This window comes from Leptospira kanakyensis (assembly GCF_004769235.1).
GTDB lineage: Bacteria > Spirochaetota > Leptospiria > Leptospirales > Leptospiraceae > Leptospira_A > Leptospira_A kanakyensis.
Map to the genome: position 1 here is coordinate 771,036 of NZ_RQFG01000019.1, position 14,208 is coordinate 785,243.

At 40.6% G+C, this 14,208-nt stretch carries 12 protein-coding genes; 8 read left to right on the top strand and 4 right to left on the bottom strand.

Annotated features, from left to right (window positions below; all coding sequences use genetic code 11):
- Window positions 1-2 precede the first annotated feature (2 nt).
- From EHQ16_RS18005 to EHQ16_RS18025, 5 genes are read left to right on the top strand one after another with little or no spacing between them, the layout of a single operon-like run.
- On the top strand, window positions 3-1,073 hold the full coding sequence (locus EHQ16_RS18005) for a zinc dependent phospholipase C family protein (RefSeq protein WP_135632575.1): 1,071 nt from the start codon (window positions 3-5) through the stop codon (window positions 1,071-1,073).
- Between the two features lie 26 nt (window positions 1,074-1,099).
- Entirely contained in the window at window positions 1,100-3,649 is a 2,550-nt protein-coding gene (locus tag EHQ16_RS18010; protein WP_135632577.1) for a penicillin-binding protein 1A, read from the top strand.
- A gap of 59 nt (window positions 3,650-3,708) precedes the next feature.
- Window positions 3,709-4,113 (top strand): bactofilin family protein, encoded by a 405-nt coding sequence (locus EHQ16_RS18015; protein ID WP_002974102.1) that lies wholly within the window; start codon window positions 3,709-3,711, stop codon window positions 4,111-4,113.
- A gap of 16 nt (window positions 4,114-4,129) precedes the next feature.
- Complete coding sequence (locus EHQ16_RS18020) at window positions 4,130-5,254, top strand: peptidoglycan DD-metalloendopeptidase family protein (RefSeq protein ID WP_167482679.1); 1,125 nt, start codon at window positions 4,130-4,132, stop codon at window positions 5,252-5,254.
- An 18-nt stretch (window positions 5,255-5,272) separates the two neighbouring features.
- Window positions 5,273-6,385, top strand: coding sequence for an alpha/beta hydrolase (locus EHQ16_RS18025; RefSeq protein ID WP_135632578.1), 1,113 nt, complete (start codon window positions 5,273-5,275; stop codon window positions 6,383-6,385).
- Window positions 6,386-6,388: 3 nt separating this feature from the next.
- Here the strand turns inward: EHQ16_RS18025 and EHQ16_RS18030 are convergent, their stop codons facing one another.
- The gene (locus EHQ16_RS18030) at window positions 6,389-8,146 is read right to left on the bottom strand and encodes a transglutaminase-like domain-containing protein (RefSeq protein ID WP_135632580.1); all 1,758 of its coding nucleotides are present in this window, start codon (window positions 8,144-8,146) and stop codon (window positions 6,389-6,391) included.
- Window positions 8,147-8,195: 49 nt separating this feature from the next.
- Here EHQ16_RS18030 and EHQ16_RS18035 point away from each other — a divergent pair, with 49 nt between their 5' ends.
- Window positions 8,196-8,969 (top strand): helix-turn-helix transcriptional regulator, encoded by a 774-nt coding sequence (locus EHQ16_RS18035; RefSeq protein ID WP_135632582.1) that lies wholly within the window; start codon window positions 8,196-8,198, stop codon window positions 8,967-8,969.
- Between the two features lie 139 nt (window positions 8,970-9,108).
- On the opposite strand, the gene EHQ16_RS18040 is transcribed toward EHQ16_RS18035, so the two are convergent.
- The 3 genes from EHQ16_RS18040 to EHQ16_RS18050 form a co-directional block, all read right to left on the bottom strand.
- The gene (locus EHQ16_RS18040) at window positions 9,109-9,648 is read right to left on the bottom strand and encodes an Mpo1 family 2-hydroxy fatty acid dioxygenase (protein WP_135632584.1); all 540 of its coding nucleotides are present in this window, start codon (window positions 9,646-9,648) and stop codon (window positions 9,109-9,111) included.
- 90 nt (window positions 9,649-9,738) lie between these two features.
- Window positions 9,739-11,463, bottom strand: coding sequence for a 4-alpha-glucanotransferase (locus EHQ16_RS18045; protein ID WP_135632586.1), 1,725 nt, complete (start codon window positions 11,461-11,463; stop codon window positions 9,739-9,741).
- Between the two features lie 5 nt (window positions 11,464-11,468).
- Entirely contained in the window at window positions 11,469-12,533 is a 1,065-nt protein-coding gene (locus EHQ16_RS18050) for a class I fructose-bisphosphate aldolase (RefSeq protein WP_135583942.1), read from the bottom strand.
- Between the two features lie 128 nt (window positions 12,534-12,661).
- On the opposite strand from EHQ16_RS18050, the gene EHQ16_RS18055 reads away from it, so the two are divergent.
- Window positions 12,662-13,525 carry a sensor histidine kinase gene (locus tag EHQ16_RS18055; protein ID WP_135632588.1) on the top strand — a complete coding sequence of 288 codons (864 nt, stop codon included), beginning with the start codon at window positions 12,662-12,664 and terminating at the stop codon, window positions 13,523-13,525.
- A complete protein-coding gene (locus EHQ16_RS18060; RefSeq protein ID WP_135632590.1) occupies window positions 13,522-14,205 on the top strand; it encodes a response regulator transcription factor in 684 nt (227 codons plus the stop codon). Before EHQ16_RS18055 ends, EHQ16_RS18060 begins: the two co-directional genes overlap by 4 nt.
- Window positions 14,206-14,208 lie beyond the last annotated feature (3 nt).

Consider the following 14,208-nt stretch of genomic DNA (forward strand, 5'->3'; position numbering starts at 1 on the left):
AAATGGCAGGAAAGATTACACATATTGAAGCACTCTCCCAAGTGAAAAAACATTTGGAACATGGAAATGCGACCCAACGCAAGATGGCCGCATTACTCTCACGTCCCGATGTTGCCTCTTACGCCAACCTTGGTGCGGTAGCTCCCGATATTTTTTACTTCTATCACGTGTTACAACCCAAACGAACGAAGAAGGCTGCTTTCTTCGGTGACCTTGCCCACCACGACCGAGTGGCCGAACTGGTTTTAAGTTTTCTCGACCAAGTCCATGATACAGAAATGGGACTCTACCGTGATCGTTTTCTTGCCTTTACTTTAGGATATATTTGTCACTGCGTGGTGGACATCCAAACCCATCCTTATATTTTTTATATCTCAGGGGATTACTATAACAACGATAAGAAGATTTCTTACCAAGCACAAGTCAACCACATGAAGGTAGAGTTTGGACTGGATACCCTTCTCATCAACCACCGCTGGGGAATGAGTGCTAGAGAATACGATTTCCCGCAATACATCGACATCCGCCATAGAACGGTTGGAATTAAAAACAAAATGGATCCAGTGCTTTGGAATTTTTGGTTACAATCCATTAAAGAAACGTATCCTAGGGAGTTTGCTACCTCCTACTTGGGTTCTGAAAAAAAAATCATCCCTGGTGATATCTTAAACGAATCCTATTTAGGATTTTATAGGTTTACCTCTACTTTGGATTCAAGAAGTACCTTTATGCGGGGACTTGTGAGTGTAGTGGATACACTGACCTTTCACAAATACAATGCCAGTGTTCTGATGCTTCCTACACTCGAGAATATCAATCCCAAGATTATGAATGATGAAAAACGGGAATGGTTTTATCCGGCTGACCCAAAACGTAAGTTCAACGACTCTTTTATCGAACTTTTGAATCAAGCAAGCCAAGCCTGCAAAGAAATTTTAACGAGAGCTTACGAATATAGTTTTTCTCCGGAAAGCAGATCGAAAATTCTGGAATCTCTCGGTGGTTATAATTTAGATACCGGTCTCCGTTACCACGGAATTGACCATATGAAGGAATTTTCTCCACTCGTTTGATCTGGATTTAAAGTTAAGGGAAATTTATGAAACAAGAACCCGTAGGGCTCTTTGAAAAGTATTTTATCATTTGGTTTCGAATTGTTACAGAAAACATTTGGACTGGAGACAAAAAATTTAGAAACACTGCCATTGCTATTTTTGCTTTTGGGGTGTTGAACGTTTTTTTACTCACAGGATCTGTAAAAGATTTTTTTAAACTAAAAGAAGCGGCAGTTTACGATATCCCTTCCACCTTGTACGGATTAACTGACAAAGGGGAATACGAACCCATTGCCGAATATTATAAATTCTCAAGAATCCCTGTTCGTTTAGAACAATTAAAGCCGGAAGAGAACGCACTTTCGACGGACAATCGGCACAAGGTCATCCAATGTTTTTTATCTACAGAGGATAACTCTTTTTATTCACACAATGGAATCGATTTAAAAGGAATTGCTCGTGCCTTTGTGGTGAACATCATGGCAGGTCGTGTGAAAGAAGGTGCCTCTACCATCACCCAACAGGTGGCACGACTTAAGTTTTTATCGATAGAACGTTCTATCGCAAGAAAAGCACGCGAAGCCTGGCTTGCGATTTTACTCGAACTGGTGTACCCCAAAGATAAAATTTTAGAAGTGTACTTAAACGAAATTCCACTCGGGCATGGAACCATTGGAGTCGGTGCAGCCTCTCGGTTTTACTTTCGAAAGGAAGTCCAAGATGTGAGTTGGGGCGAAGCAGCCATCCTTGCCAGTCTTACCACAAGGCCCACTCAGTTTAGTCCCATCGTCAATCCTGTATCCAGTTTAAACAAAGTACGAGTCGTATTTCGTAAGTTAGTTGAGAATGGAAGGATGTCTGTGGCCGATGCAGAAAAAGAATATGCGGCTCTCGAAGAATATTATACTAACTTAAACCGTTCACCGAATGATTCTGCTTTTTCTGATAGATTAAACCGTTTCCCTTACGTAACCGAATACATCAGAAAGAATTTAATCCGATCCATTGGTTCGGGCCGCCTTTACAATGGGGGACTTAAAATTTATTCCACCATCCAAATCCGCCACCAAGAAGAAGCAGAAAAAGCCCTCCTTCCTGCCCTCCAAAGACAAACCATAGAATCCAACCAAAGGGCCTTTCGTAACATTGATGCCTTTGATGATTTGTATGGAAGTGGGTATTCTTTAATTGCCGATTTGTATGACCTACCTGATTTTAAATTTCATATTTCTCGAACAGAACGTACGTTTTCTTCTGCTTACCAAGAAGACATACGCGATGAATTCTCAGCTTTGAATTTATTAACGGGTGATGATTTTCTGGGTGATTTGATCGATAAAAACTACACCTCACAAACCACAAAAGACCATCTCCTTCCTGTAGAAGGATCACTCATCGCCATTCGACCAGACACGGGATACATCACAGCCCTTGTGGGTGGTTCAGGATTTCGTTCAGACAACCAACAAATTCGTCCCTTCCAAGCCTTCCGCCAACCAGGTTCTGCATTCAAACCAATCCTCTATGCGGCGGCGATGGACTACTCTGGCAAAAATCCAGACCCCGAAAAAAATGTAACACCTGCTACACTGTTTGCAGACTCTCCTCTTCAATATTTGATGGAAGATGGAGATGAATGGGCTCCTGAAAACTATAGTAGCGAATATTCAGGTTTTATTTTGTTAAGAAAGGCTTTGGAACAATCCAAAAACTCTGTGGCCGTTCGAGTCTTAGAACAAGTAGGACTCTCCCACCTAATGGATAGTTTACGAGGACTTTTACAACTGGGTGGCCGAGACATTCCTTATAACTTCAGTGTGTCACTCGGATCCTTTGAACTCACACCTTATGAACTCACTAGAGCCTATGCAGCCCTTGCTTCCGGTGGGAAAACGGTAAATCCTATCTCCGTTTTGTATGTGGAAGACAATGCAGGAAAAGTCATCAAAGACTTTCGCAAAGATTATGAAGACATAGAACGCAAACAGATCATTTCCAAAGAAGCGGCCTTTCTTATCACTTCGATGATGCGAGATGTGGTCGAAGATGGAACAGGCCGTGGGGTTTTGTCTTATGGACTAAACCGCAAAGCGTATGGAAAAACGGGAACCACAAACAATTTCCGAGACGCTTGGTTTGTGGGTTACACACCTGAACTTGTGACTTCGGTTTGGTTTGGGTATGATGTTGGAACCATTTCACTCGGACGAGGGATGACCGGTGGGAAACTAGCCGCTCCTGTTTGGGGCCGGTTTATGGCAAGGGCTCTAGACCGGGAACCAACAATCGATTTTCCTTGGCTCAGCGATGTGAAAGTCGTAAAAAAGACGGTTTGCCGGATGTCCGGAAAGTTGCCTGGATCGCAGTGCCATGACCTATTTGAAGAGTATTTTATCCCACAAACGGCTCCCAAGGATGTTTGTAACGACCATGGATCTTCATGGAACGTAGTGGAAACAAAACCAAGTGTTCATCCGACGACAGTCGTGCATACGGAAAAGAAAAAACCTGAAAAAGTAGAAAAACCACCCCTTACGACCAAACCGAAACGAAAAAAATCGGTCTTTAGCGGGGATGAGGAAATAGACTACTAAAAAGGCTTGTCAAGAAGACCGAAAATTTTGAATCTCACAGAAGGGGAAAAGGAGCAGGAATGGCAATAGGTAAGGATTCCATCAATAGCGTTATCGGACCAGGGTCGATATTTGAAGGTAAGTTTTATATCGCAGGTTCACTTAGAATCGATGGAAAATTCGAAGGTGATATCAAAACAGAAGACGCACTTGTGATCGGGGAAACCGGTAAAGTAAAAACTAACATCAGCGCAAGAGAAGTCATTGTATCTGGAACCCTCATCGGAAACATCAAAGCCGAAAACGAAGTAAAACTCGAAGGTACAGGACGTATGTTAGGTGATATTACAGCTCCTTACTTAGAACTTCAAAAAGGTGTTGTAGCAAAAGGAAATATCACAATCACAGGCGGTCAGAAAAAAGACGTTCGTAAGATTGTTGAAGAATCCTTTGGCGGTATCAAATCCTTAGACACTAAGGATTAACGAATCCCTTTAACACATGCTACTTCGATCTCCTGAAAAGTCTACGATCGGTAAGCATGTGTTACGCTGGGGAAACGTAAATGTAATCCAAGTTTCTCCCGGTAAGTATTTTTATAATCTCCAATCACAATCAAGTGTCTTACACGGCACAATTGATCTCAACCGCAAGCGGTATCGTATCCTCCCATTACTCGCCTCTTCTTTTATCTTGGCTTTCTTTTTATCCATCCTCGTAGACAAACAAACTTACGAAGAAAGTTTGATGGAAAAAGAATTCCTCAGTATGTCGACGGAAGTGGAAGAGAACGACATCAAAGACAAAGAAGCAAAACTTGCGGATGCCAAATACCTCCAAGAAACAGAAGATAAAAAAATGGCCATCCTTCGATCTGCTGATTTGGATGCGCTAGCTGAAAACAAAAACAAAAAATTAAAAGTCACACAATACAAAGTCAAAAAGAACGAAACACTTTCTGATATCGCACGTAGGTTCAAACTGTCCGCGGAATCCATCGCAGGGAGTTCTGGAATTAGCCCCGAAGTTTCCATTCTTCCCGGACAAATTTTAAACATTCCCAACAAACAAGGTTTAGTGTATAAACTTAAAAAAGGCGATACACTTGCCAAAGTAGCCGATTACTACAAAGTAAAAATTGACGATATTTATGCCGAAAATCAATTAGAAGATTACGATTTATTCAAATCAGGCCAAAAGGTTTTCCTACCAGGAGCTATCATTCCAGAAACAGGACCCGTTTGGAGAATTCCTGTTGTTTCCAAAGTCATCACTTCTGGTTGGGGAACAAGATCTTACCCTCAATATAAATTCCATATGGCACTCGACTTACGTGCCAATTATGAATCCGTGTATGCAGCAAGAAAAGGAAAGGTAACCTACTCTGGATGGATGGGTGGTTATGGAAATGCGATCATCCTCACGCATGATGATAGTTACCAAACTTTATATGCTCACAATTCTAAACTTTTTGTGAAAGAAGGTGACTATGTCAGCGCAGGTAAAGTCATCTCGCGCTCTGGTTGCACCGGATATTGTTTTGGCCCCCACCTCCACTTTGAAGTCATCAAAGATGGAAAAAACGTAAACCCTACAAAAATCATCAAAGGATTTTCTTACAAATAAACTGGATCAAACGAACCTATGAATCAAAAGAAACAAAACCAAACACATTCAATTTACCTAATATTCCTTTTTTGTTTATTTGTTTTAACAAACTTTCTGATTTCCTGTGCCCCTAAAATTGGAGAACAAATCAACAAACGAATTGTAGACCCATTTGATGAAACAAAAATTTTAAATGTTCATTTTGTTACCACACGTCGGGAAATGACAGTCAAAGACAATTGTGATAACGCAAGTTTTGGATTCATCACTGACATCAACCCTCATTATGGAATTTGTTTGGTAAACATCCCTTCCCGCCATATCATCGGTGATATATCTTTGGACAATGCCCAAGACAAAAACCAATTCTTCCAATTCAAAGGACGTATCAACACCGACGACAGAGAATTTTTAACTAAAATTAAATCTTCGGCTTCCGATGAAGTATTGGTTTTTGTACATGGATTCAATGTCAACTTTGATGAAGCCGTGCTTCGTGCAGGACAAATCAAATATGATTTAAAATTTCCAGGGGAAGTGGTTGTTTACTCTTGGCCTGCGGGAGCTGATTCCGGGATTCTTGGACAGGTGATGGTGAAATCCACTTATGACTTAAACTTTACAGAAGCTAAAATCAACAGAGAACCTTTTGCCAAGTTCTTAACCGACATCACTGGTCTTGGAAAAAAAATCCATCTTGTGGTGCATAGTATGGGACACCAAGTGGTTTTACCTTCTGTGGCATCGATCGCCAAACAAGGCAAAGGTAAATTTCTATCGGAACTCATTTTGAATGCACCCGATTTTGACAAAAACGAATTTGAACTCATCCTTTCTGACTTAACAAAATCTTCAGAAAGAATCACACTCTATTGTTCACCTGGGGACAATGCCCTCGTTGCTTCCCAAAAAGTAAATGGGGCTCCGCGGGCCGGAATGTGTTTTAAGTATTCCGGTGTGGATGTGATCAATGTCAACGAAGTGGATGATCCTGTTTTGGGTGTGGGTGGACTTGGACATGGGTATTATTCTTCAAGGCCCATCCTTACAGACATCTATCAAGTGTTACTTGGCGTATCTGTTGAACGTAGACTTTTTATTAGAAAATCTGGCCCGAAAAACGGGGAAAACTTTGTCCTTAGGAAATAGGCATTAAGGAACCACCATATCTTCCCCAGAGTTTAAGGCACGGTTTGTTTTTTGAGGGATCACTCTCTCTTCCGTGCCATCTAATTCTTCGGTTGTGGTATCATTCTTTACCACAACTAGTTTGAACTTTATCTTTTTAGCTAAACCCAATTGGTCTTTTGATAACTGAACAAGCCGATCCCCACCTGCGATTTTGGGATGATTTGTACCTGGTAATCCCGCAAACACTACATGCCTTGCATGAGTGACACCTGGTTTGGATCTGGGAGGTGCCAGTGGTTCCATAGGGATCCATCCAAGGCCTTCTACCCATACCTCCACAAATTTATGGTTAAATGTAATTTCTTTAGAGGACTCAGTTGGTAGATAGTTCCAAACCAACCTGGATGGAATCCCCATACCACGTAACAAAGCCATGGTGACATAGGAGTGTTCGGTACAACCTCCATTGTTTTTTTCGATTACCTTGGGAGCCGGTTCAAAACTTCCGGATTGATAAGGAATGGAAGAAACATATTCTTGGGTTTTTGATAGTATTTGTTTTACGTTAGTATTTTCTTGGAAAAGAGTTTTTCTTTTTTCCAAAACCACGTCTGTATCCATCTTTAAAAACCAATCATCTACCAAATAGGTTTCTAACCCGTCTTTGTTTTGATTTTTGCCCATGGTTAATTTTGGATCTAAATTCCAATGGATTTTATAACGAGTGAGGATGGCCTCGTAAACTTTGATATCCTTTGTTTCTCCTGCTTTCAGTGGAGGGATGGTAAGAACTAAACTTCGATTCCCTGCCCCATCGATCTCTTCTACAGAAGAAGGATTCAGTTCTTCACTTTTTAAGTTTTGAGAACTTGTATTCTGTTTGGGAAGGACAAATTGGTATTTTGTTTCTGGAACATCCGTAAGCGCCGTTAACTGGAACTGGTATTCAATTTTGTTTTGGATGGGAGAAAACCGGTAGGCTCTCGATCCATCGGCCACTTCCACAGGAGTTAACAATGGTAAAATGGAATTTTCAAACACCATCCACTCCCCATAAATCTTTGTGATGGGATCAAAAATAAGGAAATGATTTTCGGATAAAGCGATGAGTTTAAAAAGTGCACGGTGGTTTACAGGAAACTTCCATTCTCTCTTGTTTGTGGGATCTTTCGGTGAAAAAACTTGAACTGTATTTCCCCAATAAGAGGAGAGAAATAAAATATCTGTTTCTCCGCGTTTGGTGATTCTCTGTATAGAAGAAAAAGGAACTGGAATTTTAGATTCTAATTCCCCTGATTCCAAAGCATAGACTTCCAATTGGTCTCCCACCAACCGATAAATTTTATTTTCCAGACAAACAATGTCCTGCCAAGATTTTCCATTGTTTGGCCATGGTAGTTTTCTCTTTACCGCAAATGTTTTTGAATCCAAATCCCATAGTGTTTTTGTAGTTTGGATTAAAATTTTTCCAGAACACTCTGTCCAACCCGTTACCTTTCCCCCTTCCCAAGGAAAGTTTTTAGATTCCCCTAACTCCAAATTCCAAACTAGTATGGAGGATTGTTTGGTGACATCTTTTGTTTGGAAAAACAATTTACCATCGGCATACAAAACGGATTCAAATAAATCTACAGATTCTGATTCGGGAAAAACGGGTTTTGTTTTCCAATTGTATTTGGAACGAATTTCCTTCCAAGAAATCGGGATCTCGCCAACACTGACCGCAAATAAAGAAGAAAAGAAACTAAAGAAAACGAATCCCCAAAACATTTTTTTCATTCGATAATCCTTGCCTTTTTCAGAATGGTTCTTAGAATTTTTCTAGTATATGAATGTAAAAAGAAAAGGAAGTCTTTTTTATTTTGGAGAACGAATTCTCCTAGGAACCGCAGGGATTGTGACAGAACCACATTCTCATTATGCCGTGTCTATCTTGGTATCTCTCACAGATTCTTTCCATTTGTATACAAAATCCAATTCTGTGATTGAATCCCAAGGGATCATCATTCCACCCAACTATTACCATAGATTGGCTGCAGAAAATTCCGAGATGCTCATCATCCAACTAGATCCTAAGTCAATAGAATACAAACGGATCGTGATGGAAGATAGTCCCAAATCCATTGATGAGGACACTCGTCTAAAAATTCAAAATCTCGCAGAACCATTGTTTAGTGATTCACTCACCTGTGAACTCGCTCGAAATATTTATAACCAAATACTTTCTTCTCTCGGTTCTGAAACCATTCCTAAAAAATATGATCATCGGATCGAAATGGTGATCCAGAAGATCAAAGAAAAAATCCCGAACCCTGTGACTCTTACGGAACTTTCTGAAATTTCAGGAATTTCCACAGATCGGTTTATGCATTTATTTAAAGAGAATATGGGTATCCCACTCAGACAATATTTGTTATGGCAAAGGCTTCATATTGCCGCAAAACTATTACAAGGCGGCGAAAATCTGACCACGGCATCACATGCAGCGGGTTTTAGTGACCAGGCTCATTTATCAAGAACATTCAAGAAGATGTTTGGAGTGAAACCTTCCTTATTTTTGGGAAGCCAATCACTCAGTAAGGTATGTTTCTGCGAAGATTAAAATAGAAACCAAAGTTCGAATTCGAATCTGGTTTGTCGATGGGGATGCAATAACGGGACTGGGATCGCAAAGTAGATATCGTTTGTGTATTTCTATAAATCTCATCTACTTTACGATCTTTCCTCAAGGATAAAAAGTTTTAAGCGTGTTTATGCGAAAAGTCCTTCCAAACACCTTTTTGTTTTAGTTCGGCTTCCACAGCTTGTTTCAAATCCAGTCGATACCCAAGTTCGAAGAAAACATCTGCGACTACAAATAACGGTGCAGAAACCAAAGCTTGGAACAGGTTATCAAAAAGAGCCGGACGACTTTTTTCAAAAACAAAATGCCCATAGAACTGAGCTCCCCACCCGATCACTTGTCCAAGACCAAAGATAGTCCATGCAGTGGTTGCCGGTAACTGCGTTGTGATCCACTCCGAGGTTAGATAGAGCCCTCCGAATACGAGAGTCGCCACAAAAGCAAAGATTACATCCAAAGTGTAATAATACCCAAGCACCGCCAAAGTAAACACAAGTGATGCGGACACATGAAAACCATTGTATTCAAAAAGACTAAAACGGCTTAACACAACAAACAAAGTGAAGGTGATTGTAGGAACACCAAGCACATGAACCAAAACATTTCGTTTTTCCTGATGGTAGGCGGAATAAAACGCCATTTCTTTTGCAAATCTCAAGGGAGACCTCCGGGTGTAAAGATCCATAGTAACAGAAACCGACCCATCCGACTTGAACGAACCTGTCACGATTATAAAAATTCTAAAAATTTATGGATTTCTTCCCGAATCCAGAAGGAGTTTCCGGAGGGTCAAATTACGTTTGAAATCAGAGGCAAATTCTTCGAAAAGAACCGGGAAACGGTAGGTCCAATTGGAATGGTCTGCCGTACCAGGAAGATTGATCCTGTGTTTTTCTGGATTTTCCAGAACACTAGGAACACCGAGTGCTAAATCCTGAAACAATTGGATGGAAAAAAGACTACTCGTCCCCAATACAAAGCTAAGGAGTCCCAGAAGGATTTGATCCTCAGTTTTCGGTCTGGGTTTTTTCAAACGATCAAAGAAAAACTGAAGTTTGGATTCCAGATCCCCTTCATTTTTCCACCAATCTAACACCAAACTTGTGTCATGTGTGGATAAAACGGAAATGGCATTTTTCCTATAGGATGCTTCTGGAATGAATTCACCTGTAGTGAATGATTTCGTCCAACGAACCACATCAATTCCAATCATCTGACGTTCGAATAAAGATTCTCTGATAAACGAAGGAACCGATCCCAAATCTTCTGCGCAAGGGACCATCGAAGAAAAGGATTCAAATATCTCCAATATCTTTTCCCCAGACTCTCTCCAATGTTTTTCTTCTTCTTTGATATGAAGTTCTGATAAAGGATAAAGTTTGGCTTTGGTTTCTTCATTTAATTCTTGGTAAGCGGCTTCTTTCCAAAAATCCCAATAGAAAATATAATGATCGGACTTAAATTCATGGATGAGACCGAGTGATTCAAATCTTTTGGGATCCAGACCTTCATTTATAAATTCTTCTTTTGAGATTCCAAATTGAGGATGGAACCAACCCTTGAGAGCTGTATCATCTTCTTTGGGAATCGACCAAATCCGATACATTCCAATCACATGATCAATGCGATAAAGATGGAAAAAATTTTCTAAATACGACAAACGATCTTTCCACCAAGAATAATTTGATTTTTCTAATACTTCCCAGTTCAAAACCGGGAATCCCCAGGTTTGTCCTGTTTTCGAAAAATCGTCAGGTGGTGCACCGGCCTGTAAATCCATAATAAAATATTCCGGATGTTCCCAAACATCACAGGAATTGCGAGAAGTGAGGATGGGCATATCACCCTTTAAATACACACCAGAATCTTCAAAATGGACTTTTACTTCAGATAACTGATCATAGGCGACTTTTTGCAAATAAACCCAAAACAAAGCTTCATTTCTTTTCTCTGAAAATATATATTCTTTGGCATGGTTTGGATTTTGGAATTCTTTTGGCCATTCCCACCAACCACTTCCATGGTTCTCTTCATATAACAGTCGAAAGGCTGCATAAGAATAACACCAGGGGTGTTTTTCCAAAAAGTAAGTGGCCTCTCGCGTGGCTTCTTTTTTATTTTCTAAATAGTATTTACGAATGATTTCTAATTTTAGGTTACGAATGCGAATGGGATGGTTTTCTAAAGAACGAATCTCACGTTTCCGAGATTTCACATTGAGATCTAGTTTGTATAAGGATATATAAAGCGGATCAATCGCAAAAGCAGAGATGGCACTATAAGGTGAGTACCCGAATCCTGTATCGTTGAGAGGTAATAATTGGATGATACTAAAACCCACATCCTTTGCCCAATCGCAAAGTGGGATTAAACTATAAATGTCACCACATTCGAAAGAATGTTCTGAAACAATAGAGGGCAGAGATACAAGTACCCCTGCCCTTCTTTTTTTTACATTTTCAAAAAATTCCAAGCCGATTAAGCGACTGTGACTTCTTTCGATAGGTATACGTCTTGGATGGCGTTGAGTAGTGCAACCCCTTCCTTCATTGGTTTTTGGAAAGCCTTTCTTCCAGAAATGAGACCCATTCCACCAGCACGTTTGTTGATCACGGCTGTTTTGATCGCATCTTGTAAGTCATTTTCTCCGGACGCTCCACCAGAGTTGATGAGTCCTGCTCTTCCCATATAACAATTTGCTACTTGGTAACGAGTGAGGTCAATCGGGTGATCAGAAGTAAGATCCGTGTAAATACGTTTGTCTGTTTTACCATAAGAAGACTCTTGGTTCAGCACATTGTATCCACCATTGTTTTCAGGTAACTTTTGTTTGATGATATCCGCTTGGATGGTTACACCTAAGTGGTTTGCTTGTCCTGTAAGGTCAGCAGAAACATGGTAGTCTTTATCTTTTTTGAAAGCATTGTTTCTTACATAACACCAAAGGATGGTTGCCATTCCTAGTTCATGAGCCATTTGGAAGATTTTAGAAATCTCAACGATTTCACGACCAGAATCAGCAGATCCAAAATAAATGGTAGCACCAATCGCAACACAACCTTGGTCGTATGCTTGTTTCACAGTAGCAAAAAGAATTTGTTCACTTTTGTTTGGGTAAGTGAGAAGTTCATTGTGGTTGATTTTCAAAATGAAAGGAATTTTGTGAGCATACTTTCTTGCAACCGATCCAAGAACACCTAGAGTTGTTGCCACACCGTTACAACCACCTTCGATAGCCAATTTGATGATGTTTTCGCCATCAAAATAAATAGGGTTTTTTGCAAAAGAAGCACCAGCAGAGTGTTCAATTCCTTGGTCTACTGGAAGGATGGAAACATAACCAGTTCCACCGAGGCGGCCGCTTCCGAGAAGGGTTTGGATGCTACGAAGAACAGGTACAGACCTGTCTGTGGGAGCAAAAATTCTATCAACCCAGTCAGAGCCAGGTACGTGGATTAGTTCTTTAGCGATTTTTGGCGATTTGAATCCAAGTAGGGATTCCGCGTCGTTTCCAAGATGTTTCGAGATTTCGTCGAAGTTCAAAGTTGTTCTCCTAAAAAATAAATTCTCGGGTTCTTCCAATGTGACAACATCTTTTTTTGCTCGTCGCCCATCCCCATGACCCTAACTTGAATTGAGAGGCAATTTTGAGAGGATCTGCACAATTTCGAATGTTTTTTTCCCTGGCCTGGCTTTTCCTCACACTCTCTTTAGGTGTGTGGTGGTGGATTTTAGGGTTTCGCCAAGCAAAAACCATTTCAGAAATATCTATTAGTGAAGCAAGACAAGTGGAACTGAACCGAGTGAACCGGATGTTACAATTGGAAGGATCATTTTTTCTTTCCATGTTAACTCTCGGTGGAGTGACCCTCGCTGTTTTATCCTACAGAGACCACAAACGTTCCAAACTCATTTCTGATTTTTTCTCCACTGTCACTCACGAAATGAAAACTCCTATCGCCAGCTTACAGTTGCAAATCGAAGTATTATTAGAAGACTCTAAACATCCCGAACTAAAGAAAAAATTAGAAAAAATTTGGAAAGAAAACCAACGAATTGAATCCCAAATGGGGAATGCATTTTATCTCGCAAGCCTAATGCAAGGGGAATCCTTGTATATGGAATCACTTACAATTTCTGATTTATGTGAATCCTATTCCCATCATGAACCAGACCTTCATTGGAATGTTTTGGTTCCGAAGGAAACTAAAGTTTATATTGATAAAAAAGCGTTTTTTGCCATGTTGAAGAACCTAAGTGAAAACGCAAAACGCCACGGAAAGGCCAAAACAACCAAACTCACAGTAGCAAAAGAAAACAACCAAGTCACCTTCCTTCTAGAAGACGACGGAACTGGTTTTTTAGGGAATAAAAAAAATCTGACCCTTCCTTTCCTACGCCATTCCAAAACCAGTGGAAGTGGAATTGGTTTGTATATCGTTAAAAAATTAATCGAAAAAATGAAAGGTTCCATAGAGTTTCCGAACAGTTTGTCCGGATTCCAAGTGAAACTGATTTTAAAAGAGGTTCCATGAAACCAAGAATTTTACTCGTCGAAGATGATGAGGGTCTCGGCGAAACTTTAAAAGAACGATTGGAACAAGACCGGTACCGGGTGCAGTGGGCCAAAACAGTTTCAGAGGCAGAAACCTTATTTTCCCCGAACCAATTTGATTTGGTAGTCCTTGACTTACGACTTCCCGATGGGAACGGATTCCAACTCGCAGAAACTTTTTTATCCAAAGAAAAAGACCTCCCCTTTCTATTTCTCACGGCCCAAGCCGGAGCCCAGGAAAGGCTTCGTGGGTTTGAACTAGGTGCTGCCGAATTCATTCCCAAACCATTCCACTTAAAAGAATTTCTCATCCGCTTGGAAAGAGTGGTCGCCCAAACCCGTCCTCATTTTGGGCAAAAATGGAAAATGAACCAAACAGAAATCCATTTGGATTCTTTCCTTGTGAAAAAGGAAGATGGGACATCGGTTTTACTTTCCAAAAGGGACTGCGCCCTCCTTGCCCTCCTACTTTCGGATGCGAGAAAGGTCTTTAGTCGTTCGGAAATTTTGGACAATATTGTGGGTGAAGAAAGTTTTCCCACTGAAAGAACCATAGACAATGCCATTGTGCGGCTTCGGGATGCACTGGGCGAAGATTCCATCCGAAATGTGCGGGGTGTGGGCTACCAATGGGTGGCCGAGATCTTACCTCTAAAATAGGAG